This window comes from Desulfogranum aggregans (assembly GCF_055398265.1).
Genome location: NZ_AP042447.1, coordinates 1,703,627 through 1,725,015 on the forward strand (window position 1 = coordinate 1,703,627; position 21,389 = coordinate 1,725,015).

General features: G+C 54.5%; 18 protein-coding genes. 17 read left to right on the top strand and 1 reads right to left on the bottom strand.

The window, feature by feature from the left end; genetic code table 11:
• Positions 1-2: 2 nt before the first annotated feature.
• The 14 genes from traL to ACZ52Z_RS07900 are packed head-to-tail and all read left to right on the top strand — an operon-like array spanning position 3 to position 14,191.
• The gene (traL, locus tag ACZ52Z_RS07835) at positions 3-284 is read left to right on the top strand and encodes a type IV conjugative transfer system protein TraL (RefSeq protein WP_464270188.1); all 282 of its coding nucleotides are present in this window, start codon (positions 3-5) and stop codon (positions 282-284) included.
• Positions 281-865 (top strand): TraE/TraK family type IV conjugative transfer system protein, encoded by a 585-nt coding sequence (locus ACZ52Z_RS07840; protein WP_464270189.1) that lies wholly within the window; start codon positions 281-283, stop codon positions 863-865. Before traL ends, ACZ52Z_RS07840 begins: the two co-directional genes overlap by 4 nt.
• Complete coding sequence (locus ACZ52Z_RS07845) at positions 862-1,599, top strand: TraK domain-containing protein (RefSeq protein ID WP_464270190.1); 738 nt, start codon at positions 862-864, stop codon at positions 1,597-1,599. Before ACZ52Z_RS07840 ends, ACZ52Z_RS07845 begins: the two co-directional genes overlap by 4 nt.
• Entirely contained in the window at positions 1,600-2,757 is a 1,158-nt protein-coding gene (locus ACZ52Z_RS07850) for a TraB/VirB10 family protein (protein WP_464270191.1), read from the top strand.
• The gene (locus ACZ52Z_RS07855; protein WP_464270192.1) at positions 2,744-3,148 is read left to right on the top strand and encodes a TraV family lipoprotein; all 405 of its coding nucleotides are present in this window, start codon (positions 2,744-2,746) and stop codon (positions 3,146-3,148) included. Before ACZ52Z_RS07850 ends, ACZ52Z_RS07855 begins: the two co-directional genes overlap by 14 nt.
• Before the next feature lie 5 nt (positions 3,149-3,153).
• On the top strand, positions 3,154-5,700 hold the full coding sequence (locus tag ACZ52Z_RS07860) for a TraC family protein (protein ID WP_464270193.1): 2,547 nt from the start codon (positions 3,154-3,156) through the stop codon (positions 5,698-5,700).
• Positions 5,690-6,298, top strand: a complete 609-nt coding sequence (locus ACZ52Z_RS07865; protein WP_464270194.1) for a hypothetical protein — start codon at positions 5,690-5,692, stop codon at positions 6,296-6,298. Before ACZ52Z_RS07860 ends, ACZ52Z_RS07865 begins: the two co-directional genes overlap by 11 nt.
• A complete protein-coding gene (locus tag ACZ52Z_RS07870) occupies positions 6,295-7,224 on the top strand; it encodes a TraU family protein (protein ID WP_464270195.1) in 930 nt (309 codons plus the stop codon). The genes ACZ52Z_RS07865 and ACZ52Z_RS07870 overlap by 4 nt, the downstream gene beginning before the upstream one ends.
• Positions 7,203-7,931, top strand: a complete 729-nt coding sequence (locus ACZ52Z_RS07875; RefSeq protein ID WP_464270196.1) for a TrbC family F-type conjugative pilus assembly protein — start codon at positions 7,203-7,205, stop codon at positions 7,929-7,931. The genes ACZ52Z_RS07870 and ACZ52Z_RS07875 overlap by 22 nt, the downstream gene beginning before the upstream one ends.
• Positions 7,932-7,935: 4 nt before the next feature.
• Entirely contained in the window at positions 7,936-8,265 is a 330-nt protein-coding gene (locus ACZ52Z_RS07880) for a hypothetical protein (protein WP_464270197.1), read from the top strand.
• Complete coding sequence (locus ACZ52Z_RS07885) at positions 8,240-8,791, top strand: S26 family signal peptidase (RefSeq protein WP_464270198.1); 552 nt, start codon at positions 8,240-8,242, stop codon at positions 8,789-8,791. Before ACZ52Z_RS07880 ends, ACZ52Z_RS07885 begins: the two co-directional genes overlap by 26 nt.
• The gene (locus tag ACZ52Z_RS07890; protein WP_464270199.1) at positions 8,751-9,689 is read left to right on the top strand and encodes a conjugal transfer protein TraF; all 939 of its coding nucleotides are present in this window, start codon (positions 8,751-8,753) and stop codon (positions 9,687-9,689) included. The genes ACZ52Z_RS07885 and ACZ52Z_RS07890 overlap by 41 nt, the downstream gene beginning before the upstream one ends.
• Positions 9,674-11,107, top strand: coding sequence for a conjugal transfer protein TraH (locus tag ACZ52Z_RS07895; RefSeq protein ID WP_464270200.1), 1,434 nt, complete (start codon positions 9,674-9,676; stop codon positions 11,105-11,107). Before ACZ52Z_RS07890 ends, ACZ52Z_RS07895 begins: the two co-directional genes overlap by 16 nt.
• A 9-nt stretch (positions 11,108-11,116) precedes the next feature.
• Positions 11,117-14,191, top strand: a complete 3,075-nt coding sequence (locus ACZ52Z_RS07900; protein WP_464270201.1) for a conjugal transfer protein TraG N-terminal domain-containing protein — start codon at positions 11,117-11,119, stop codon at positions 14,189-14,191.
• Between the two features lie 2 nt (positions 14,192-14,193).
• Here ACZ52Z_RS07900 and ACZ52Z_RS07905 read toward each other — a convergent pair whose 3' ends face one another.
• Positions 14,194-14,463: a hypothetical protein gene (locus tag ACZ52Z_RS07905; RefSeq protein WP_464270202.1), complete on the bottom strand. Its 270-nt coding sequence runs from the start codon at positions 14,461-14,463 to the stop codon at positions 14,194-14,196.
• A gap of 255 nt (positions 14,464-14,718) precedes the next feature.
• Here ACZ52Z_RS07905 and ACZ52Z_RS07910 point away from each other — a divergent pair, with 255 nt between their 5' ends.
• From ACZ52Z_RS07910 to ACZ52Z_RS07920, 3 genes are all read left to right on the top strand, one after another.
• Complete coding sequence (locus tag ACZ52Z_RS07910) at positions 14,719-16,242, top strand: IS5 family transposase (RefSeq protein ID WP_464270203.1); 1,524 nt, start codon at positions 14,719-14,721, stop codon at positions 16,240-16,242.
• A gap of 678 nt (positions 16,243-16,920) precedes the next feature.
• On the top strand, positions 16,921-17,685 hold the full coding sequence (locus tag ACZ52Z_RS07915; protein WP_464270204.1) for a DUF429 domain-containing protein: 765 nt from the start codon (positions 16,921-16,923) through the stop codon (positions 17,683-17,685).
• Between the two features lie 33 nt (positions 17,686-17,718).
• Positions 17,719-21,138, top strand: coding sequence for a TM0106 family RecB-like putative nuclease (locus ACZ52Z_RS07920; protein WP_464270205.1), 3,420 nt, complete (start codon positions 17,719-17,721; stop codon positions 21,136-21,138).
• Positions 21,139-21,389 lie beyond the last annotated feature (251 nt).

The following is a 21,389-nucleotide window of genomic DNA, read 5'->3' on the forward strand; positions in this document are numbered from 1 at the left end:
CCATGAGCGTCAACGGTCTGCACAAAGGCTTTCCCCAGTACCTCAACAAGCCCATTCAGGTGCTGTGGTTTGAGCTGGACGAACTGATCATCTTCATCTTTACACTGACCTTTGCCCTGATCTATGGCGGCGTGATGTGGCTCATCTTCATCGGGATACAGTGGTTCTACACCCGGACCAAGAGGAAGAATGCCAGGGGCTTTCTCAAGCACATCCTCTACCTGCTCGGCCTGGCGGAGATGAAGAACTACCCGGAATACTTTGAAAAGGAATTTCACGAATGAAAGCCAGCGATTACCTGCAAAAGTCAAGCGCCCTGTTTGACGAGAACAGGCTGCTCAAGTTCGCCTTTGTGGTCATGGCCACTGCCTTCTGCTTCAACTCCCTGATGGTGTACCGGGCCGTGACTTACCAGCGAACCATCCTGCTCCCGCCCAAGCTAAGCGGGGAGGTCGAGTTCGCCAAGGGCCGACCGAGCGAGCGCTATATCCGCGACATGACCCGAACCATTGCCGGGCTCGCCGGGACCTGGTCACCGTCCACGGTCAGGGAAAACTTCGAGGAGCTGCTCTACTATTTTCACCCCGAGACCTACCCCCAGGCTGCGAAGCGCTGGTACTCGCTAGCCAGCCGCGCCGAGGAGGGACTGGTCAGCTCGGTCTTCTACCTGGAGAAAATCAGCTTCGATGACCAGCTGATCGAACTCTTTGGCCGGCTGGTGCAGCACACCGGTGACACCTTGCTCGAGCAGACCTCCAGGACCTACCTGGTCGAGTACCGCCTCGAGGATGGCAGATTTTTCATCAATGCTATCAGAGAGAAAGGGACAAAACCATCCACCAACAGAGAAGAGGACAACAAATGAAGCAGCTGTGTGCAGCCATGGCCCTGCTCTTCGGGTGCAGCGCCACTGTCTACGCGGAACAGACCGTGGCTCCGGATGTAAGGACCACGGTCAGGGTCTCCAGCCATGACATCAACCGTTTTGTCTGCCCGGGCACCATGCAGGACCTGATCTACAGCAAGGAAAAGGACATCACCGGCCATTTCTCTCGGCAGGACGCCTTTATCAAGTTCAAGGTCAAGCAGGTCGGTACCAGCAAGCAATACGCTACCGAGGACAATGAGTTATTCCTGGTCTGTGACGGCAACGTCTACACGGTCATTGCCCAGCCAACGGACATACCTTCCACCACCATCCGGCTGACCCCGCCGGCAGGTGACAGTTTCAAGCGCAATGTGGCCATCTTCCGCAATATGCCCCTTGAGAAACAAGCCCTGCATATCATCAGGCAGGCCTACAGCGACCAGTACCCCTCCAGCTACACCCTCACCACCCCGGAAACGGGAGCACAGGTGGCGATCAAGCCAGAGGTCGAGGCACTCCTCGTCCAGTATGTGGATGTTGAAGGGGTAGGTTTGCGCCTTAAGCGCTTTGCGGTGAGCTCGCGGGCAGCGACCCCTATCAGGATCACTGAGACAGATTTCCTGCGTGCTAGTATCAGCCCTTCCCTGCTGGCAGTGGCGGTGGAAGACCATACCCTCGGGCCCCAGGCAACGACCAGGGCCTTTGTTGTGGAGCACAGGGGAGGCAGGTAAATGCGACGCTTTGACCAGCTCGAACCGCGGCACAAGAAACAGGTGATATGGGCCCTCATTGGCATAGTCCTCTTATCCCTAATCCTGGTCGGCTACAACCTGCGCACCAAGCGCTCGCTCAGTCTTGCCAGTGACCAGGAGACCAGGGCGGTCGAACTCGAACCTGACCTGATTGAAAAAACCATACTCAGAGAGGCCAGAAGGGAGCTGACCGAGCTGCGGGCCGAGGTCGAGGCGATCAAAAAGCAGACCGCCCTGCAAGAGCGAACGCCGCAGAACGAAGACGCACCCCTACCCCAGCTGCCAAGCGCTGAGGAGATAACCGCCCCCTCCTCTCCCCTGCCAACCGGGCAGACGGAGTGGCCCATGCCCCTGGAGGAAGTCCCACCGGGTCCTCGGACCCGAACGATTCCGCCGGCAGTGATTCCTGATCCAGAGCCGGTGGTGATCGGCGAGATCGGTGTCCTGAGTAACCCGGCAGCAGAGGTAAAAGGGCCGCTGGAAAAACCTGAGCGAACCGTCTACCTGCCACCGTCCTTCATGGAGGCCAGCCTGTTGACCGGTTTTGACGCCTCCACCAGCAGCAAGGGTACCGGCAACCCGGAACCGATGCTCCTCCGGATCCAGACCCCGGCAGTGCTGCCCAACGATGTGAAGGGCAATGTCGAAGGGTGCTTTGTGGTAGCCGAGGCGGTCGGCAGGCTCGATAAGGAGCGGGCTGACGTCCGCCTGACCTCGCTCTCCTGCCTCTCCAAGAATGGCCAGGCAGTGATCGACGAGCCGGTCAAAGGGTTTGTGACCGATGCCGATTCCAAGGTGGGGTTGTCCGGTCGGGTGGTCTCCCGTATGGGTGCAGCCACTGCCAGGGCGACGGTAGCGGGCATCTTCGGTGGCGCCGGGGACTGGCTCAAGGCGGCCTCGACCACCACCTCGGTCTCTCCGCTGGGCTCGACCCAGACAGTGGAATCCGGCGACGTGGTCCCCTATGCCCTTGGCGGCGGGCTGGCCGAAGGTGCTGACACCCTGCGCGACTTCTACCTGGATCTTGCCAGGCAGGCCACCCCGGTCATTGAAGTGGGCGCCACCAAGCAAATCACAGTGATCATTTCTGAGGGAAAAGACCTCCACATTCGGGAGATTGACAGTGGAACGATTTAAATGGCTAGCAGCCGTACTGATCATGGCAGGGCTTCCTGCCTGCTCCCCCCTGGAGCGGGCCGTGAACCCCTACGAAGAGACCTTCCAGTGCCGGGCAAGTGATGAAACCGGCAAGTGCATCGATACCCCCAGCGCCTACCAGGAGGCCAGGTACCCCCGGGTCGAACCTGGTCAGCAGGCCGGTACCAGCCAGGTTGACCAGCGTTACCAGCTGCTAGCGGGACTCCTGGAGGAACCGAAGCGACCGATCCTGCAGCCGCCGAAAATCATGCGGGTCCTCTTGCTCCCCTATGAGGGGGAAGAGAGCGAGCTGTTCATGACCCGCTACGTCTACCTCAGGGTCGAGGAAGCGGACTGGATCCTCACCGACATCAACGAAACCCCGGAGTAGATAGCATGCTGCTCAACTTCCTTCACCATACCGGTTTCAGGGGCCAAGATCACCTGCGGCTATCCGATCTTCGGCGGATGACCCGACGCACCCCTTTCTCCTCCTTTCTCAACTATGTCGCCTATGACGAGCACACCGAGGTCTACCTCAACCAAGACAACAGCCTGGGCATGCTATGGGAGTGCTACCCGTTGGTCTATGCAGGTTCCAAGACCATTAACGCCCTGGAAGGGTTGTTCCGTGCCGGGATCCCCAAGGACAGCGTCCTCCAGTTCACCTTCCATGCGGACTCCCATATCGAACCGATCCTGGCGCGCTACCGGCAAAGCCGAACCCGGCCCGATGAGATCATCCGCTCCAACACCGAGGAGGTGGTAGACTTCCTGACCCAGGGCAAGAAGGGGCTCAAGGCCTGCAGCAATATCCCGGTCCGCAATTTCCGCCTGCTGGTGGCCCTGACCATCCCTGCCGGCAGCCAGGGGATGCCCCAACCGGAGGCGCTCCATGACCCGGCCAAGGCCGCCCCCCTGCTGGAGATCAAGCGCCAGCTCAACGAGACCCTCAAGGCAGCGCTCCTCTCCCCCGGGCCGGTCCAACCGGCAGCCCTGCTGGAGTGGCTGCGGCGGTTGATCAACACCTACCCCGAAGGGTACCCGGAACAGAACTTCGGCGCCTACAGCGACCAGGTTCCCTTGAGAAAACAGATCATCACCGCGGACACCCTTATCCGCGAAGCAAAAGATCACATGGTGGTGGGCGACCACTATTTCTGCTGCACCACCCCCAAGATCATCCCCAAGCAGGTGGATGCCCTGCAGACCAACTCGCTCTTTGGCGGGATCTGGGGGGTGATCTCGGATGCCGACCAGATCAAGACGGACTTCCTTTACACCTTCAACATCATCTTTGAGCAGGGGCTGGAGATGAAGATCCACGGCAAATGCAACCTACTGCTCAACCAGCAGGCGGTCGGCTCTCTCTCGCCAACCCTGAGGCGCAAGCAGACCGAGTTCCTCGAGGCCACCGACCAGCTGGAGAGTGGCGAGAAGTTTGTCAAGGTGATCCCCATCGTCTGGGTGTGGCACCAGGACCTGGAAAAAGCCAGGGACTCCCTGACCAGGGTGAGAAGGTTATGGGAGAACCAGGGGTACGTGATGCAGAAGGACAACCTGATCCTCAAGATCCTCTTTCTCTCGGCCTTCCCCTTCTGCATGTACACCAGCGGCAACAACATCGACAACCTGGAGCGTGACTTTGTTGCCCCTGTTGGCTCAGTGACCCCGATTCTTCCGGTGCAGGGAGATTTCTCCGGCTCTGGGGGCGATCCCAACCTGATCTTTACCGGCCGCAAGGGCCAGCTGGTCTCTCTGGACTTCTTTGCCAAGGGTGCACCCAATCACAATGTGCTCTGTTGCGCGACCTCGGGATCAGGCAAGTCCTTTCTCATCAACTACATCGCGTTCAACTACTACGCCACCAACGCCATGGTCCGGATCATCGACATCGGCGGCAGCTATAAGAAGATCACCCGGATGCTGGGTGCCAAGTACCTCGATTTCCAGGCCGACACCGAGGTCTGCCTCAACCCCTTTACCTACATCCTCGAGCCAGAGGAGGAGCTGAAGTCAGTGGCAGCCGTGTTTGCTCAGATGGCCTACTCCAACTCAGCCACGGACAAGTGTGATGATACCGAGATGAACCTGATCCGCAATGCGGTTCGCTGGGCCTGGCAGGAAAAGGGGCAGGCGGCTGATAGCGACACGGTCTACGCCTTTCTCATGCAGTTTCCTGACCTGCCCAATGCTGACTTTACCGAGCTGGCCGACAACCAGCGGCTGATCGAGAGCGCGAGAAAGCTGGCCTTCAATATCCGGGAGTTCACCAGCCACGGGTTCCACGGTAAATTCTTTGTCGGCCCCTCCTCCTTTGATATCCGGCGGGACGAGTTCGTGGTCCTGGAACTGGAGAACCTCAAGATCCAGCCGGACCTCTACCGGGTCGTCACCCTGCTGATCATCAACGCGGTCACCCAAGACCTCTACCTCTCTGACCGCTCACGCCCACGTTTAGTGATCTTTGAGGAGGCCTGGCAGTTCCTGGACAAGGCCGCCATGCTCGCGCCGGTGGTGACCGAGGGCTACCGCAGGGCGAGGAAGTATAACGGCTCCTTCATGGTGGTCACCCAGTCGCTCTTGGACCTGCAGAACTTCGGCGACGTGGGCACCGTGGTCAACGGCAACTCCCAGTTTCGGATCCTGCTCGAGTCCGGTGATTTCACCCTGGCCAAGAGCATGGAGCTGATTGACTATGACGACTTCACCATGGAGCTCCTAAAAAGCCTCAAGTCCAATCCCCCCTACTACTCGGAGATCTTCTTTGATACCCCCTTTGGTCGCGGGGTGAGCCGACTGGTAGTTGATGACTATGCCTACTTCATCTACACCAGCAAACCATCGGAGATCGCGATGATCGACCAGCTGGTCAACGAGGGTCTGAGCCACCATGAGGCCATCCTCCACATGGTCCGCTTGAGGGAACACGGTGAGATCTAAGGGCGGAACAATCATTATCCTGCTGGTGGCGGCAACCGCCTCCTGGGCAGCAACCGATCTGGGTACCGTGGGCGAGGTCTATCCGGTGGTCGAGCCCGATATACGCCGGGAGCTGCGCCAACAGGCGGCCAGGAGCTGGGAGGCGAAGCGGCAGGCCTACCGGGAAAAACTGCGCACCTATCAGCCCTTTGACCTCCACCCCTTACCCAAGGCTACCCGGAACCGAAGTTATGCCGTGGACATGCGCTCCACCCTCAACGAAGACCTCACCGACCAGGACGGCAGGGTGCTCTATCCCAAGGGCTATACCTTTAACCCCCTGGACTTCGTGCCTCTCTCCATCGGCCTGGTGGTCATCGACGCCAGCGATCCGGCCCAGGTGGAGTGGTTCAAGGCCTCCCCCTACAGCCACAACCACCGGGTCAAACTCCTGCTCTCCGGCGGCTCGGCCCAGGCCCTGATCGAGGAGCTGCACCGGGCGGTCTTCTACCTGAACCGGGACCTGGCCCAGCGGCTGCAGCTCTCAGGGGTGCCCTGTGTGGCGGTGCAGCAGGAGCGGCAGCTGCAGGTAACCGAATTTTTACTCGAGGAGGAATGATGCAGGTTCGATCCCTACTGGTGGCCGCCCTGCTGGCCTGCACCCTCAGCTCCGATGGGTGGGCCAAAGCCGGCACCCCGTTCAATCCGCTGACCGATATCCAGTACAACGAAATCCAGCTGACCTTTCTCGGCTTCTGCGTCTGCCCTGCCCCGCCCCCGGCCTCCACGCTCATCGGGGTGCTGTGGACCTACTGGGAGCCCTTTGTGGCCATTGATACGGTCACCACCCCGTTCTACTCCCCCTTTTGGGGCGCCCCGACCGGGGGCTCGCTGCTCGATGAGCTTGGCGGCACCAACGCCAGCCAAGACTCGAGCAGTTTGGCCAATGAATCCACCTCGGCCCAGGCCCATGCCTACCCGATCCCCATCCTCAACTGGTTGCTGTGCAACCGGTGGGACTATCCCTTCTGGCTCACCGAGTTTGATCCCCAGTGGCAGTTTGACGAGCTCTCCCTGCTGATTCATCCGGAGGCCGCCCTCTATGCCAACCCGGCCATGCAGATGGCCTGTACCGCCGATGCGGCTGCCACCAATACCGGGTTTCCCCTGGACTCCATGCCCTGGTGCATCGGCTCCGGGGGTTCTTCGTATCCGATGACCGGCCACGTGGATAATGACAACATCGTCCAGGCCAACAATACCGCGGCGGCACGGCTGATCTACAAGCTCAACCGGATGATGCAGATCTGTGACCATGCCATCACCCCCTGCGGGTGCCTACCAACCCCGGTATGGATCAAGAGCAATTACAAGATGCATGTGGTCCGTCCCGGAGTGCGTGCTCCTGCATGGCCCATGGGAGTCAATGCCAACTATTACAATCCCGGACTCAATGTGCCTTTTGTGGGCGGTGGGCTGGGACCCAACGACGAGTTCCTCTGGATCGTCTACAGGAGGCAGTTTTGCTGTACCTGCTGCGATTAACCCTTTGCCTCTCTCTCTGCCTGTCGCAGGCCTTGGCCGCTGAGCCCGACCTGGCGGCCAAGGTGCAGGAGGTCATGGACCAGGCTAGAACAACTGGCGCTGCGATGCAGATGCCGGTCAACATCCATCAGGAGGCAGGGATGCGCGCGGCCCGGGCAGCGGCTGCTCAATTCGCGGCCCCTGCCTTTCAAAAGCAGCTCCAGTGTGAACAGGCGCGGATCGAGACCGAGATCCTGGCGGGTGCCCGGAAGACGGAGACGCCTGTTCCTGTCCAGCCACGCGGCCCCCTTGCCATGGAGGAAAAGCTCTACCTCTTTGTCTCCAGCTCCATGCCCGAGACCACGGTGCACACCTACGTACAGGCAGTGCAGGCGCTGAGCGAGCCCAATCTGGTCATGGCGATGAACGGCTTGGTCCCGGGAGAGCGGGAGCAGTACCTGCTGCGGATCACCAAGCAGGAGCTCCACTGCACGGACCAATTGGATACAGGAAACATCTGTGAACGCTACCGGCTGCCGATCGCCATCCGCCCTGCCCTGTTTGCACACTATCGCATCCTTCAGGTACCTGCGGTGGTGTATGCGCGCGGCGAGGACGCCTGGAAGATCTCAGGAGACGCTTCGCTTGCTCACCTGCTGGATCAGCTCAATCGGCACGCCGGCAGCCCGGGACTGGACCGACTGATCCAAACCTTACACGGAAACTGACACCATGGATGCACCAGTTAAACAATCTGTGACCACTGGCAAACTGACCCCGAGCTACATCGAGGTGATCCTGATCGTGCTGCTCATCACCTGTAGCCTCCTCTACGGCTATGACCGCTATGTGGCCCAGAAGGTCCGGGTCGTGGACATGGGCAGCTATCTTCGCCAGCAGAAGGCGCTCTTGGTGACCGGTGAGCTGAGCGCAGATGAGCTCAAGGAGGGGTTGGACCGGATTGACCAGCTCGTGCGCCAAGAGGCAGAGCTGCACCCCAACCACATTTACCTCCTTAAGGAGGTGGTGCTGCACAATGGAGAAGAACTTGACCTCGACTAACCAGCAATACCAGGAAAAGAGGCCCTCGTGGCAGCTGAGCAGACGGGAACGGGCAGTCGCCCTGGTCCTGGTGGCGGCCATCATCACCGGCACCTCCCTGCCCGGTCGGATCATTGTCGCCACCAGCGACTCGCTCGACCACCGGGTCTTTTTCCGGGTACCGGTACAACCGGCCAGGATCGAGCGAGGTGACTACCTGCTGTTTCGGCTCCAGGGGGAAGCCTACCGACCCTTTCTGCGCCAGGGCATCCGGGAAAACGACCTGCTGATCAAACAGGTGGGCTGCACCCCCGGTGCGCTGCTGCGCAGAGATAAGGCAGGGGTCTTTTCCTGTGACCAGAGCCGGCTTGGGCAGGCGCTGGCGACCAACAGCCAGGGGGAGCGGTTGCCGGTCTTTGCCTTTACCGGTCCGGTCCCCAATGACAGCTACTTCATGGTGGGGACCAATCCCCGCAGTTTTGATTCACGCTACTTTGGGTTCATTCATGGTGATGCATTTCTCGCACAGGCTCTGCCGATCTGGTAGCGCCCTGCTCCTCGCGCTGGGCCTGGTGTGCTGGCCCTGGTGGTGCGCGGCCCAGGAAGCAGGACAGGCAACCTTCTACCACCGGCACAAGGAGGGCTGGTTCTGGTACCACGACCCTGCCTTGGCAGTGGAAGAGGAGGTAGCCGAACAGGCCCCTGACCAGAAGATCTCACCGGACTCCCAGGAGGCAAACCGGTATCGGACCACTGACCTTACCCAGTACGACCTTCAGGAACTGTGGACCATGTACCCCGATGATTTTCAGGAACTGCTCAACCATGTCCAGAATCTGGCAGTGCAGGAGCCGACCGAGGACAACGTCCTGCGTTATCTGGTGATGCAGGACGTGGCCCGGAGAAAGGCCCTGGCCTACACCAACGCCTCCATGTACGTGACCCAGAAATATGGTCAGCTCCTCAGTGTCAATCAGGTCTACCCTACTGCCAAGCCCGGGGTAACCGCCAGGGTCCAGCAGCAACAGCAGGAGATTGAGCAGACCATCGCCAGGGCGAGCCGTACCCATGCCCTGCTCTACTTCACCAGCCCCACCTGCCCCTTCTGTGACAAGCAAGACGCCATTCTCCACTACTTTGCCGCCAAGTACGGCTGGCGGATTCGGCCAGTGGATATAGCACGGCAACCAGCGACCGCCGCCAGGTTCGGTATTGCAACCACCCCCACCCTGCTCTTGATCAATAAAGGGGTCCCCGAGTATATGCCGGTGGCCGTGGGGGTAGTGGCCCTGACTGAGCTGGAGCGCAAGCTCTACCGGGCTATCCGCTACCTGCAGGGTCAGACCGGTGATGCCACCTTTCTCCTGTACGACTTTGAGCAAGGATCTCCCCTTGATCCTACCTCCATCCTCCACCAAGGCGACCGGCTATGGCAAAACAATTAATCCTCGCACTCGCTATCTTCCTCCAGCTCGTCACCTGGGCCCACGCGGAATGGGTGGATGACTGGCTCCAGCAGCGCAGCACCAGCGGCCCCAACTATCTCCACGGCCAGGAGCGCGGCTTCTATCAGGCCGGGAGTTTTTCGACCCGCTGGCCCAACACCAACGACTATCCGCTGACCGTTGAATCGCCCCGGATCAAGGCCGGGTGCGGCGGGATTGACGTCTTTTTAGGCGGTATGAGCTTCATGAACGCCGATTACCTGGTGGATAAGCTCCAGAGCATCCTCACCAATGCGGCAGCGGTCGCCTTTGATCTCGGCCTCAAGACCCTGTGTGAACAATGCTCCAATACCATCAAGAACTTCGAGGCCCTGGCCGACTCACTCAACGCCATGCAGATCGAGGAGTGTGCCGCCAGCCGGAGCATGGTGGGGGTGGTGATGGATGAGAACGGCTTTCATTCCTCCGAGGTGATGCGGGAAAAGCTTGGCACCGCGATCAAGGAGAACAAGCTCGCCCAGGGGATCACCGAAATGTGGGATATCGCCACCAAGGAGGACCTGGCCCATGACAACGTGCCCCAAACCGCTGATGTGGTCCGCATCAACTCCGGCTGCAACGCTGATATCACCGCCACCTTCCTCTCCGGCGGTTCCCTACTCGCCAACCTTGGTGGCAGCATGGGGATCCCCAGTGGCCACACCGATCTGATCCGCGGCCTGGTCGGGGACGTGCTCCTCCAGGGGCCGGCCACGGCCTACAAGGTCGCCTATGAAGGCCCCTGCCCCCAGAACAACCCGAATGACCTCAAGGGGATTGCTGAGGGGGTACTCTATGCCAAGGATAGCGGCGGGACCTGCAGCCAGATTTCCGACGCCAACCGCGACCTGGTGCAGTACGTGACCGATACCCTGGAGGGGATAGCCACCAAGATTGAGGCCAAGGGGGCGCTCAGTACGGCAGAGCATGATTTTCTGGCCGCTACTCCCCTCTCCCCCTTACCGATCCTCAAGACCGCGATCGGCAGCGATATGCAGGAGAGCATGATCACCAGCCTAGCCGATATCACTGCCAAGGCCTACTCCCTACAGATGCTCTCCGACCTCTACGTCCGGGCAGAGTCCATCGGGGTCAAAGCCAAGGAGATGCTGGAGAAGCAGGCAGGAGCTGCCTCCGGTGCGCCCTCGGAGAACTGCAATCCGGCGGTCTTTGCCGGCCACATCGATGCGGATCTGGGGGTCATGCTCAAAAAAATCCGCCAGCTCCAGGCCGCCTCCAGGGAGGCCTACGTTGCTTCAGCCGAGGAAATCACCACCATCATGACCTACCTGGAGAGGATGCAGCGCATCGAGACCCAGATGGTCAGTGAAATCACCCGTCGCTACGGCAAAGACATGGCAGCACGAATACAACTCTAAGGTGAACCCATGAAAAAGCGCACGTTCCTGTTGGCATGTAGTGTCTGGTTGATTGCCACTCCGGCAATGGCCCTGGATATGGAGTTCTACACCTATGGTGGTTTTAACCCGGTGGTGCAGGCCTTCACCAAGGTGGCACTCATCTTTGGTGACAGTGGCTACAAGGGGCTGCTGGTAGTGGCCACGGTCCTCGGGGTGGTGGCAGCCGCGGTCTCGATGCTCGCCCGCTCAGCGGTCGGTGGCCGTTTCACCCTCACTTGGCCGGTGCCGGTACTTGCCGGGATGGGGATCTACATTGCCCTGTTTGTGCCCACCGGCAATATCACCGTCTATGACCCGACCTTGAACAGGTTCCAGATCGTGCCCAACGTCCCGGATGCGATCGTCTTTACCGCCGGCTTTCTCAACAAGCTGGAGAAAGGGCTGGTGGATATCATCGATAGCGCCGCTGCTCCGGATGCGGCCTATGCCGACACCGCCGGTGGGATCGGGTTCAAGGCGTTGGAGGCGATCAGGGGCTCTTCACCTAAGGACAACCATGCCAGGACCTCGATGATCCGCTACATGCGAGACTGCGTGACCTTTGAGCTGTTGCGGCCCGGCACCACCTTGGACCTCGACACCCTGCGCAACTCCAGCACCAATTTCCTGACCGAATTGGCTGAGGCCCAGAACCCGGCGATCTATACGGTCTACTATGACAGCGGGCACCCGGAAGGGCAGACCATGACCTGCACCGAGGCCTGGAACCATATCCGACCACTCTATGCCAATCCACTCCACTATGACGAGGCCATGAAGCGGGTCTGCAGCAAGGCCCACTTTGATCCCAGCAGTGCGGTGGAGATGACCACCTGCGAGAACCTGATACAGAGCACCATGCTCCATGTCACCGGTACCGTGCAGACACCGGAGCGACTCATTCAGCAGCGGCAGATTGCCGAGATCCTCTACCATTTTTACTACATGGATGACTATGAGACCTCGGTGCTGATGGAGGCAGATCGAAAGATCGTTTCCACCGGGATGGGGATCGGGATCACCATGAACGAGTGGATCCCGATTATCCGGGCGATCATGACTGCGGTAGCGATCGGTACCCTGCCCTTCCTGGCCCTCTTTTTGCCGACCCCGGTGATCGGCCGGGCAGCCTCGGTCATGTTCGGTTTTTTTGTTTTCCTCACCACCTGGGGAGTGACCGATGCGGTCATCCATGGGGCGGCCATGGATTATGCCTCTTATGCCTTTGAAGATGTGCGCCAGTCCAATCTGGGCGTCTATGCCATGGCCTCCTTTCCCAACATGAGCCTCAAGATGCTGGCCATGTTCGGGGTCATCCGTTCAGCCGGGATCATGCTGGCCAGTATCTTCTCCATGATGCTGGTACGCTTTGGTGGATCGGCGCTGGCCCACTTTGCGACCAACCTCAACAGTATTGCCCGGGGAGCCGGTGCCCAGGCCGGGTCGGTGCTTACCCCGGAGGGCAATGCCGCTGCATTGGCGGAACAGGCGAGGATTGCCGGGCTCCTGGAAGGGATGCCGGCGCATAAATTTACCAATATGGCGGCATCGAGTGCCTTCAGGCTGCACCGGGAGGTCGGCGGTTACCATGCGGCCATGAATACCAGGGGTGCCCTGCAGGACTCCGGCCAGCTCCCCCAGGGCACCACCGCTGCTGAGTATGCCCAGGCGGAGGCAGCGGCTGGCAGGTCCGTGGGGACAAGTTCAGGAATGGTTGGTGTGACGACGGGACTGGATGGAGCGGCCTCACGGATGCAGGGTGAGTCGGTCAACCCTGATGGTTCCACCACCACCATGACTACCGGTGCCGATGGGACCGGGCAAGCGGTGGATACCCTACCTGCAGGCACGGCCAGGTACGATGTGGATGGTGACGGCAACCGAAGCCTCTCCTATGCCCAGGTCAATGGGTTAAACCCGATCAGCATTGGGCAATCCCTCCAGCATCAGCTGCTCAGATCAGCGTCGAAGAGTCTTGGCGGATCCACCAACTGGAACATGCTGACTTCGCAGCTGCAGAAGGACAGCCTTACCAGTTCAACAGCCCAGAGCTACAGCAGCAAGCTCGATAATGCCATCCGGGAGAACTGGCAGCGGTCGTTTAATGATGCTTCGAGTTTTGTTCATTCGATGGATGAAACAACCAGAACTCAATTTACAACAGCAATTGGTGCTGGATTTAAAAATTTAGGCATAAATTCGAATGGTCAATTGTCAATCTATGGAAACGATAACGATAGCGTGAATTTTAAAGTCTCAGAAGCTACCGCACATGCTTTTACCCGAGATCAAATAAGGATAAAAGCTGAAGCCATACAAGAAACTTTCAGCGACTCACAAGGACTTGATTATCTGACCAATATATCAAAACAAATGGGAGCCTCCGAGGCTTACTCGTTCCTTAGTGACGCCAAGAGAGTAGAGGCAGCTACCGAAACCTATGGATCAAATGTGCAAACCGCATTTGTCAGGGATTTTGCCACTCAAAATTTTGGTGATGAATCACCGGAAAGTATTAGAAAATCGATGAGTAGCCTTGCTTATACTGCGCAACATTACCCTGCCAGGCTCAACAATATGGTTGAGGGTTTTGTCAGTGGGCATGGATATGGATGGGGCAATACCAGCAAGGCAGTTAGTAGTGCCATAGATACTACCAGTAACAGGATACATGATGATTCGATTTTGAAAGGTGCCATAAATCAAACTACTGGTAGTGCGAGTCAAAAGTCTTCTGCAGCTCTGACACCAAGTGACTTCCAACCTCCTAGCTCAAAAGGTATTCTCGAACCGAATACTACAGAAACAAGCAAGAGAGCAGATCATCTTCGCAGTATAAACAGACATGAAGAAACTGGTCGAGGCAACATCCGAACAACACCAGCTGGAATGGCCAATGAAGGCGTTGGAAAACTGTTTCAAGGGGTCGTGGATACTCAGGGGAACAAGCCAACAACAACTGGCTATTTCGACTCACAAACAATAGAGAACCAGAAAGATATAGAATTCGGGACAAGCTCAATTCCTAAGGATGCACCATCAACCCTTGGGGAGCAAAAGTAGCATTATTTTTCGTTATGCTGCCAGATATTATGAAAAGAATTTCCAGGAAGGTGAGCAAGGCCGGGGTCGTCTGAAGCGTCCACTTCAGGTACTTTGCAATCCAGTTCGAAGTTTTTTTCTAACGAAAGTAACCCCTCCTTCAAGCAGCTCAAAAGCGAAACATCACGAGTAGAGACGGCATCTTCGTCGAACAAATTGCCGCAGGCAGCACAGTATTCGTCATCTTCACAACGACAACCGCAATGAGGGCAAATATTGTGATCGATAGTCATAGATTCACCTTGATAGAAGGCAACTTATTCAAAACTCTACCTGAATAACTACTTACAACGATGCCTAGAAAAGTCAAGTTTGAGGACGAAAACAAGATAGAAGGGAAATTGATCCTTTACAGACATTAATTAGGGCTTGCTGAGCAACAAGCAAGACCATGAATTTGTGTTTAAAAAATAGTATAATCGGCGTCGTAAGTGCACAGAAAACGGCTGACACCTTCCAAAACCCTTGCACCTTCCGACAGTAACACCATGTACAAGCATAATCAGAAGCAGCTCGAACTCCCTGAATTTTCTCTACCCTTTCACGGAGAGCTGGCACCTGACAACAAATGGGTAAAATTAGCTGCCTTGATCCCCTGGGTGCAGTTCGAAGAACGCTATAGGGAAAATTTCTCGAAATCCGGTACTGGGCACCCGGCTCTCTCTGTGAGAATGGCCCTCGCCGCACTGATCATCAAAGAAGAACTAGGTGTCAGTGACAGATTATGCGTTGAGCAGATCACGGAAAATCCGTATCTGCAGTACTTTTGCGGGCTCAAGTCCTTCATCACCATGCCACCGTTTGACGCCTCCATGTTTGTCCATTTCCGTAAACGCTTTCCAGCAGATGTGTTGAGCGAGGTCAACAATGCCATTGCAGAGAAGATGCACGGAGATCAGGACCCACCGGCATCCGGCCAAACACCCCCAGGAACCGATACCGAGACGACGAGCGACCAAAAACCATCTCGCAACAGCGGCCAGTTGCTGGTGGATGCCACATGTGCTCCTGCGGATATCACCTATCCCACCGATATCAAACTCCTCAACAAGGCCCGTGAGAAGAGTGAGCAGATCATTGATATCCTGCATGAAGCCAGAGGACGAGGATATAAGAAGCCGCGCACCTACCGTCAACGAGCCAGAAGACAATTTTTGTCTATTGCCAAAGACAAGCGGATGAGTCGCAAAAAGATTCGAAAGTGCCTCCGTCGGCAATTAGGGTATCTGCGGCGCAATCTCAACTCCATTGATCAACTTGGTGAGCATCAAGGATTTACACTGCTCGGCCGTCGCCATTATAAAGAGCTGCTGGTGATTTCTGAGGTATACCGCCAACAACAGTGGATGTACGAGAACCGCAGTCATCGTATTGATGACCGTATTGTCAGCATTAGTCAACCGCATGTTCGACCGATCAAGCGTGGTAAAGCTGCTGCTGACACTGAGTTCGGGGCCAAAATCAGTATCAGCCTTGTGCACGGCATCAGCTTTGTCGACCATATCAGTTGGGACAACTACAATGAAAGTTGTGACCTTATTGCTCAAATCGAGGCGTATCGTACGCGATATGGTTGCTACCCGGAATCGGTGCATGCCGATAAAATTTATCGTAACCGCGAAAACCGCCGATATTGCAAGCACCACCAGATTCGATTGTCTGGCCCCAGGCTTGGCCGACCGCCAAAAGTGACCCAGGAAAATGCCAAAGCACTCCAAGCAGCAAAACAGCAGGCCAGGCAGGATGAAATTGACAGAAATGCGGTTGAGGGCAAGTTCGGTCAAGGCAAACGCCGCTATAGTTTGAACCGGATCATGACCAAGCTGTCATGTACCAGTGAAACCGCAATCATGATCAGTTTCTTGGTAATGAACCTGAAACGGTGGCTGGCCATCGTCGTTTTATTATTTTTTCAAAGAACAAAAGCTCGATTTGCGAATGTTTGGTGGACGCCTCATAAACTTTCTTGCCTTTTGGCCGGGTTTAAAGCCATCGAAGCCGCAAGTGGTTAATCGTTGTTCAGCAAACCCTAATTAGCCTCCTTGGAAAAAACGCAAGAGCTTGATTTTGCGCAGTAAATCTTGCAAATTATATCACTGTAAATTGCAGGTTATTGCGCTTTTACCCTCCCTTTTCGTTTTACCGGATTACATCTGTAAGGATTACGATCGTTTTCCTTACATTATGAAAAAATGGCTCCACAGCCCCCTTCATGTGCCAGAAAACTCATCAAAAAATCAATGTAAAGTTCTCCCCTTCTGCCTGTACCCTGACACAACCGATCCCTTCAGGATGAAAACTCAATCAAACCCACAGTTACCAGTAAAAGGTTCCCAAGCCTTGATGAGATCCGGTTATTATGAGCAACCTTCAATGTTTTTCTGGGATGCACTCAATATCATAAGTAGCTCACCACCGCCATTATCAAGCTATTCAACATCTTGGAATTCTGAAAAATATTTGATTTATACTGGCGACGGAGTTATCGTCCATCCTGTTAACTTGTGTTAGAAACGGCAATACCGGTCGTTACATATTTTTTGGAGATTTCATTTTTTCAATCTACTGAACACAGCGGTTAGCAATTCGAGGAAAGATGTTTGCCAAGGGGTAGTAATCAAATTTTCTCTGCCTTTTAAAAACGTCCCCCAGGCTATTCCCAGGTCGAAAAAATTTTACCGATGATAGTTATGCATTTAATTGGAATCGACTGTGCTGTTAACTCAAAAAAATGCGGGCTGGCCTTTGGTACATCCTTGGATGGGAAGGTTACTGTAGAGGATGTTATTACGGATATGAGTGAGGCCAGCTTGCTCAAGGTTACCTGCCAGTCAATCGAAAATAATCCAGCCACGCTGCTGGCAATTGATGCTCCTTTAGGCTGGCCAATTAGTCTGGAAGAATCATTACTTGGGCATAAAGCAGGAGAAGAAATTGCGCAGGATCCAAATATCCTGTTCCGCCGAGAAACAGACAGGTTTGTAAAAAAACACATCAACAAGCAGCCTCTTGATGTCGGAGCCGACAGAATAGCACGAACAGCCTGGGCAGCTCTTCGTTTACTCGAGAAAATTCGTAATCATACCCGGCAAAAGATACCTATCTCCTGGACGCCTGGAAGCATCAGCGTTGCTTCATGCATAGAAGTTTATCCAGCAGCTACACTTGAAGCAAGACAGATATCATCTGTTGGCTACAAGGGTCGAGGAGAAGAAAAAGCAAAAAAAAGATTAGAGCTGCTCAATAAGCTGCAGGATATTCTCCGCATTGATGAAAACCAACAAGAGTGCATGCTCAACAGCGATGACGCCTTTGATGCAGCCCTTTGCCTGTTAGCAGCCCATGATTTCATGCAATGTTCTGTATTTACTCCTCCTGATTTATCTATAGCCGAACGAGAGGGATGGATATGGGTAAGACAACCATTTGAAACCTCAGAAGAAAACCAAAATTAAGACCATTTCGCCCTAATCGGAGCAAAGAAACCTGTGCAAAAACAGAACGATAGAATAATTCTTGCCCCAACTGATCTCAGCATGTTTATGAGTTGTCGTCATGGTTCCAATCGTGACCTTCAAGCGGCAATAAGTGGAGCCAAAAGGCCAGTTCGATATGGGCCTGTTCTTGATGCCCTTAAAGAAAGAGGGAGAAAGCATGAAAAATCATACCTGGCGCATCTCAAGGGGAAGAAGCTGTCGATTGCAGAAGTAAACATACCAGAAAGAGCTGATACACCCCACTTAACATGTGGTGAAAAAACGTTAACTACGATGCGTGAGGGGGTAGATATTATTTATCAACCCACATTGATGGATGATGTCTGGTACGGGAGAGCTGACTTTTTAAGGAAAGTTGATAGGCCGAGTGATCTTGGCAATTGGTCTTACGAGGTAGTTGATACCAAGCTGGCTCACGAGACCAAAGCGGGCACCATTCTTCAACTTTGCGTGTACACCTATTTACTCGAAAGCTTACAGGGTGTGCGACCCGAATTCATGCATGTAGTGACACCAGGGGATAATTACACCCCTTCAAGCTACCGTACAGACGATTTTGGTGCATACTACCGCCTGATACAAAAAAGAATCAATCAGTTCATGATGGATCCGGGCGAGACCTATCCAGATCCTGTGTCTCATTGTGACCTATGCGCCTGGTGGACAGAATGTGAGGATCAACGACGCAAAGATGACCATCTGGGTTATGTTGCAGGCATTACAAAGGGGCAAATAAAATGTCTCAGGCAGCAAGGTATAGGGTGCCTGGAGGCCCTAGCCGAGGCAAGTGAAATCCAAAGACCGGAAAAGGGTTCCCTAGATGCTCTGTTAAGAACCAAAGAGCAGGCCAAAGTCCAACTGAAAGGGCGCAAGATTAACAGGCCTTACCATGAGCTGAAGGCACCAATAACCGAAAACCACGGCCTGACCTTGCTTCCCGAACCGTCACCCGATGATATTTTTCTTGATTTTGAGGGGAATCATTTTGTTGAATACGGTGTCCAAGAGTACCTGATTGGCTACATTTCATTTTCAGACGGCCAACCTGAATACACAGCTCTTTGGTCACACACAATTGAAGAGGAAAAAAAGGCGTTTGAGACCTTTATTGACCTCGCAGTAGAAACCCGTCGGCGAAATCCATCTGCCCATATCTACCACTTTGCACCTTATGAGCAAGCTGCACTCAAGAGATTGATGGGCAGATTCGCTACCCGTGAGGTGGAACTTGATGAATTGCTCCGGGGGAACGCTTTCATTGACCTCCATGCAGTGGTCAAACGGTCGTTGGTTGCAAGCGTTGAACAATATTCTATCAAGGACCTCGAGCCTTTTTTTAATTATTCAAGGAAACAGGATTTACGCGAGGCTTCTCTAAGTCGTCGACTAATTGAGTGCGCACTTGAAGCTAACCAGCTTGATACAGATCTCAACGAACATTACCGAATCGTAGAGAAGTACAACAAAGAAGATTGTGAATCTGCCAAGCGATTACGAGATTGGCTTGAACTGCTTCGCAGTGAGTGTATTGCCGAAGGCAATGATTTACCACGCCCCACTCTGCGTGATGGAGATGCCGGGGAAGCCATAAGTGAATTAGACCATGAGTTGCAACGCTTACGAGATTGTCTACTCGACGGCGTACCATTTGAGCCCAAAGAACGAACTGACGAAGATGCTGCACGTTTTATCCTGGCCCACATGATGGAGTTCCACAGAAGAGAAGAAAAGGCCGCCTGGTGGGAGTATTTCCGTATCCTCGACTTAGATGAGGCGGACTTGATCGATGAACGTCGAGCTATTACGGGGCTAGAGTTCACAGAGGAATTGGTAGCAAGTTCTGCTCCATTACATCGTTATCAGTATGATCCTGACCAAGAGCTTGACGTTCGACGTGGAGACGAGGTCCTCGGTGTTGATGGTAAAAAAATTGGGAAAATTGAGGAGGTTAACTACCCCGAATGTACCGTCGACATTAAAAAACGCAAGGATACAGCAACATCACATCCAAATGCTGTGCTGCTCTATAATTATATTTCCTCAAAGGTCCTGCGAGAATCACTTATGCGTCTCGGTGAGAGCGTATTAGAAAGTGGTTTTTTGGACCGGGAGCCATACAAAGCTGCTTTTGAATTGCTTTTACGGCAATTGTCACCTCTAGTTGGCCCAAATGGCTCGTTGCGAGGAGACGAGGAGACAACAGTTGACGCCGCATGCCGGCTTGTTACTGAACTTGATGGGAATGTACTTGTCATCCAAGGTCCTCCTGGCACAGGGAAAACCTATACAGGCGGAAAAATAATCTGCGCCCTAAAACAGCGCGGTTTAAAGGTAGGGGTGACCGCTGTTAGCCACAAGGTGATTGTCAATCTGTTGGAAAGCGCAAAAAAAGAGGCCGATAAATCAGAATTAGATCTGTCTATCGTGCACAAACAGACAGGAAAATACGAGGGCGAATGGGGTATTGTAAGAAGTACCAGCTATCCTTCGATTAAGGGTGGGCTTCAAAGTGGTGATATCGATGTGGTCGGGGCAACTGCTTGGTGCTGGAGTCGACCCGATTTCCAGCAAACAGTTGATGTACTTCTTGTTGATGAAGCCGGTCAGATGTCCTTAAGCAACGTTCTCGCCGTTGCACCTGCAGCACGCAGCCTGGTGTTATTAGGTGATCCTCAACAGTTAGAGCAACCGATCCAGGCAAGCCACCCCGAAGGCAGCGAAGTTTCAGCACTGCATCATTTACTTGATGGTGAAGAAACCATACCACCGAATAAAGGGCTTTTTCTTGGAGAAACCTATAGGCTTCACCCGGATATTTCACGGTTTACTTCGGAGGTTTACTATCAGGAGCGATTAACGTCCCGACCTATGCTTGATAACCAGTCAATTATACATCAAAAATCTATATATAGTGGGGCCGGGCTGAGATACTTTCCAGTGGATCACCAAGGGAATCAAGCCCGAGCGGATGAAGAAGTAAAGCTGATCAGAAATATCGTTAACGAATTGTTGGAAGGCGCTGAGTGGCAAGATAAAGACTTAAAACAACACCGTTTGACAGAAAATCACATACGTATCATAGCACCGTACAATGCCCAAGTTTCAGCATTGACGGCAGAGATACCCCACATGAAAAATCATATCGGCACTGTAGACCGTTTTCAAGGTCAAGAGGCTCCAGTGGTAATATATTCGATGACATCTTCCAGTGCTGAAGACGCTCCACACGGGATGAGCTTTCTATATGATCCCCACAGATTTAATGTGGCAACATCTCGAGCTTCGACCCTTTGCATACTGGTTGGTAGTCCTGTCCTATTTGATCCGGAATGCCGAACGCCCGCGCAAATGAAAATGGCAAATGGATTCTGTCGGTTTCGAGAATTGGCAGAAAAGATACTGCAATATTGACATGCGCCTATAGGGCCAACCGAACTTTACAAGTAACAGCCATAATACTTATTATTGAGGTAATTGCGCAAATAGAACAAAAAAAAGCATGCATCAAAGCGGAGCTCAACGAGTTGATTGAACCGGGATTAGTTCGCCCCCCCTTCCCCCGATTGTATTAACAAAATTACTCCCGAAGGGATAACGATCGTTTTCCTAAAACAATGAATAGATGGCTGTCCTTACACCGCCATCTCGTCTGTTAAGCACCA

Excerpts from the sequence above, each read along its gene's own strand:
- ACZ52Z_RS07900 (WP_464270201.1), top strand. The coding sequence starts at position 11,117 with ATGAAAAAGCGCACGTTCCTGTTGGCATGTAGTGTCTGGTTGATTGCC.
- ACZ52Z_RS07905 (WP_464270202.1), bottom strand. The coding sequence starts at position 14,463 with ATGACTATCGATCACAATATTTGCCCTCATTGCGGTTGTCGTTGTGAA.
- ACZ52Z_RS07885 (WP_464270198.1), top strand. The coding sequence starts at position 8,240 with ATGGAGAAGAACTTGACCTCGACTAACCAGCAATACCAGGAAAAGAGG.
- ACZ52Z_RS07870 (WP_464270195.1), top strand. The coding sequence starts at position 6,295 with ATGATGCAGGTTCGATCCCTACTGGTGGCCGCCCTGCTGGCCTGCACC.
- ACZ52Z_RS07840 (WP_464270189.1), top strand. The coding sequence starts at position 281 with ATGAAAGCCAGCGATTACCTGCAAAAGTCAAGCGCCCTGTTTGACGAG.
- ACZ52Z_RS07850 (WP_464270191.1), top strand. The coding sequence starts at position 1,600 with ATGCGACGCTTTGACCAGCTCGAACCGCGGCACAAGAAACAGGTGATA.
- ACZ52Z_RS07910 (WP_464270203.1), top strand. The coding sequence starts at position 14,719 with ATGTACAAGCATAATCAGAAGCAGCTCGAACTCCCTGAATTTTCTCTA.
- ACZ52Z_RS07895 (WP_464270200.1), top strand. The coding sequence starts at position 9,674 with ATGGCAAAACAATTAATCCTCGCACTCGCTATCTTCCTCCAGCTCGTC.
- ACZ52Z_RS07915 (WP_464270204.1), top strand. The coding sequence starts at position 16,921 with ATGCATTTAATTGGAATCGACTGTGCTGTTAACTCAAAAAAATGCGGG.
- ACZ52Z_RS07880 (WP_464270197.1), top strand. The coding sequence starts at position 7,936 with ATGGATGCACCAGTTAAACAATCTGTGACCACTGGCAAACTGACCCCG.
- ACZ52Z_RS07890 (WP_464270199.1), top strand. The coding sequence starts at position 8,751 with ATGGTGATGCATTTCTCGCACAGGCTCTGCCGATCTGGTAGCGCCCTG.
- traL (WP_464270188.1), top strand. The coding sequence starts at position 3 with ATGAGCGTCAACGGTCTGCACAAAGGCTTTCCCCAGTACCTCAACAAG.
- ACZ52Z_RS07860 (WP_464270193.1), top strand. The coding sequence starts at position 3,154 with ATGCTGCTCAACTTCCTTCACCATACCGGTTTCAGGGGCCAAGATCAC.
- ACZ52Z_RS07845 (WP_464270190.1), top strand. The coding sequence starts at position 862 with ATGAAGCAGCTGTGTGCAGCCATGGCCCTGCTCTTCGGGTGCAGCGCC.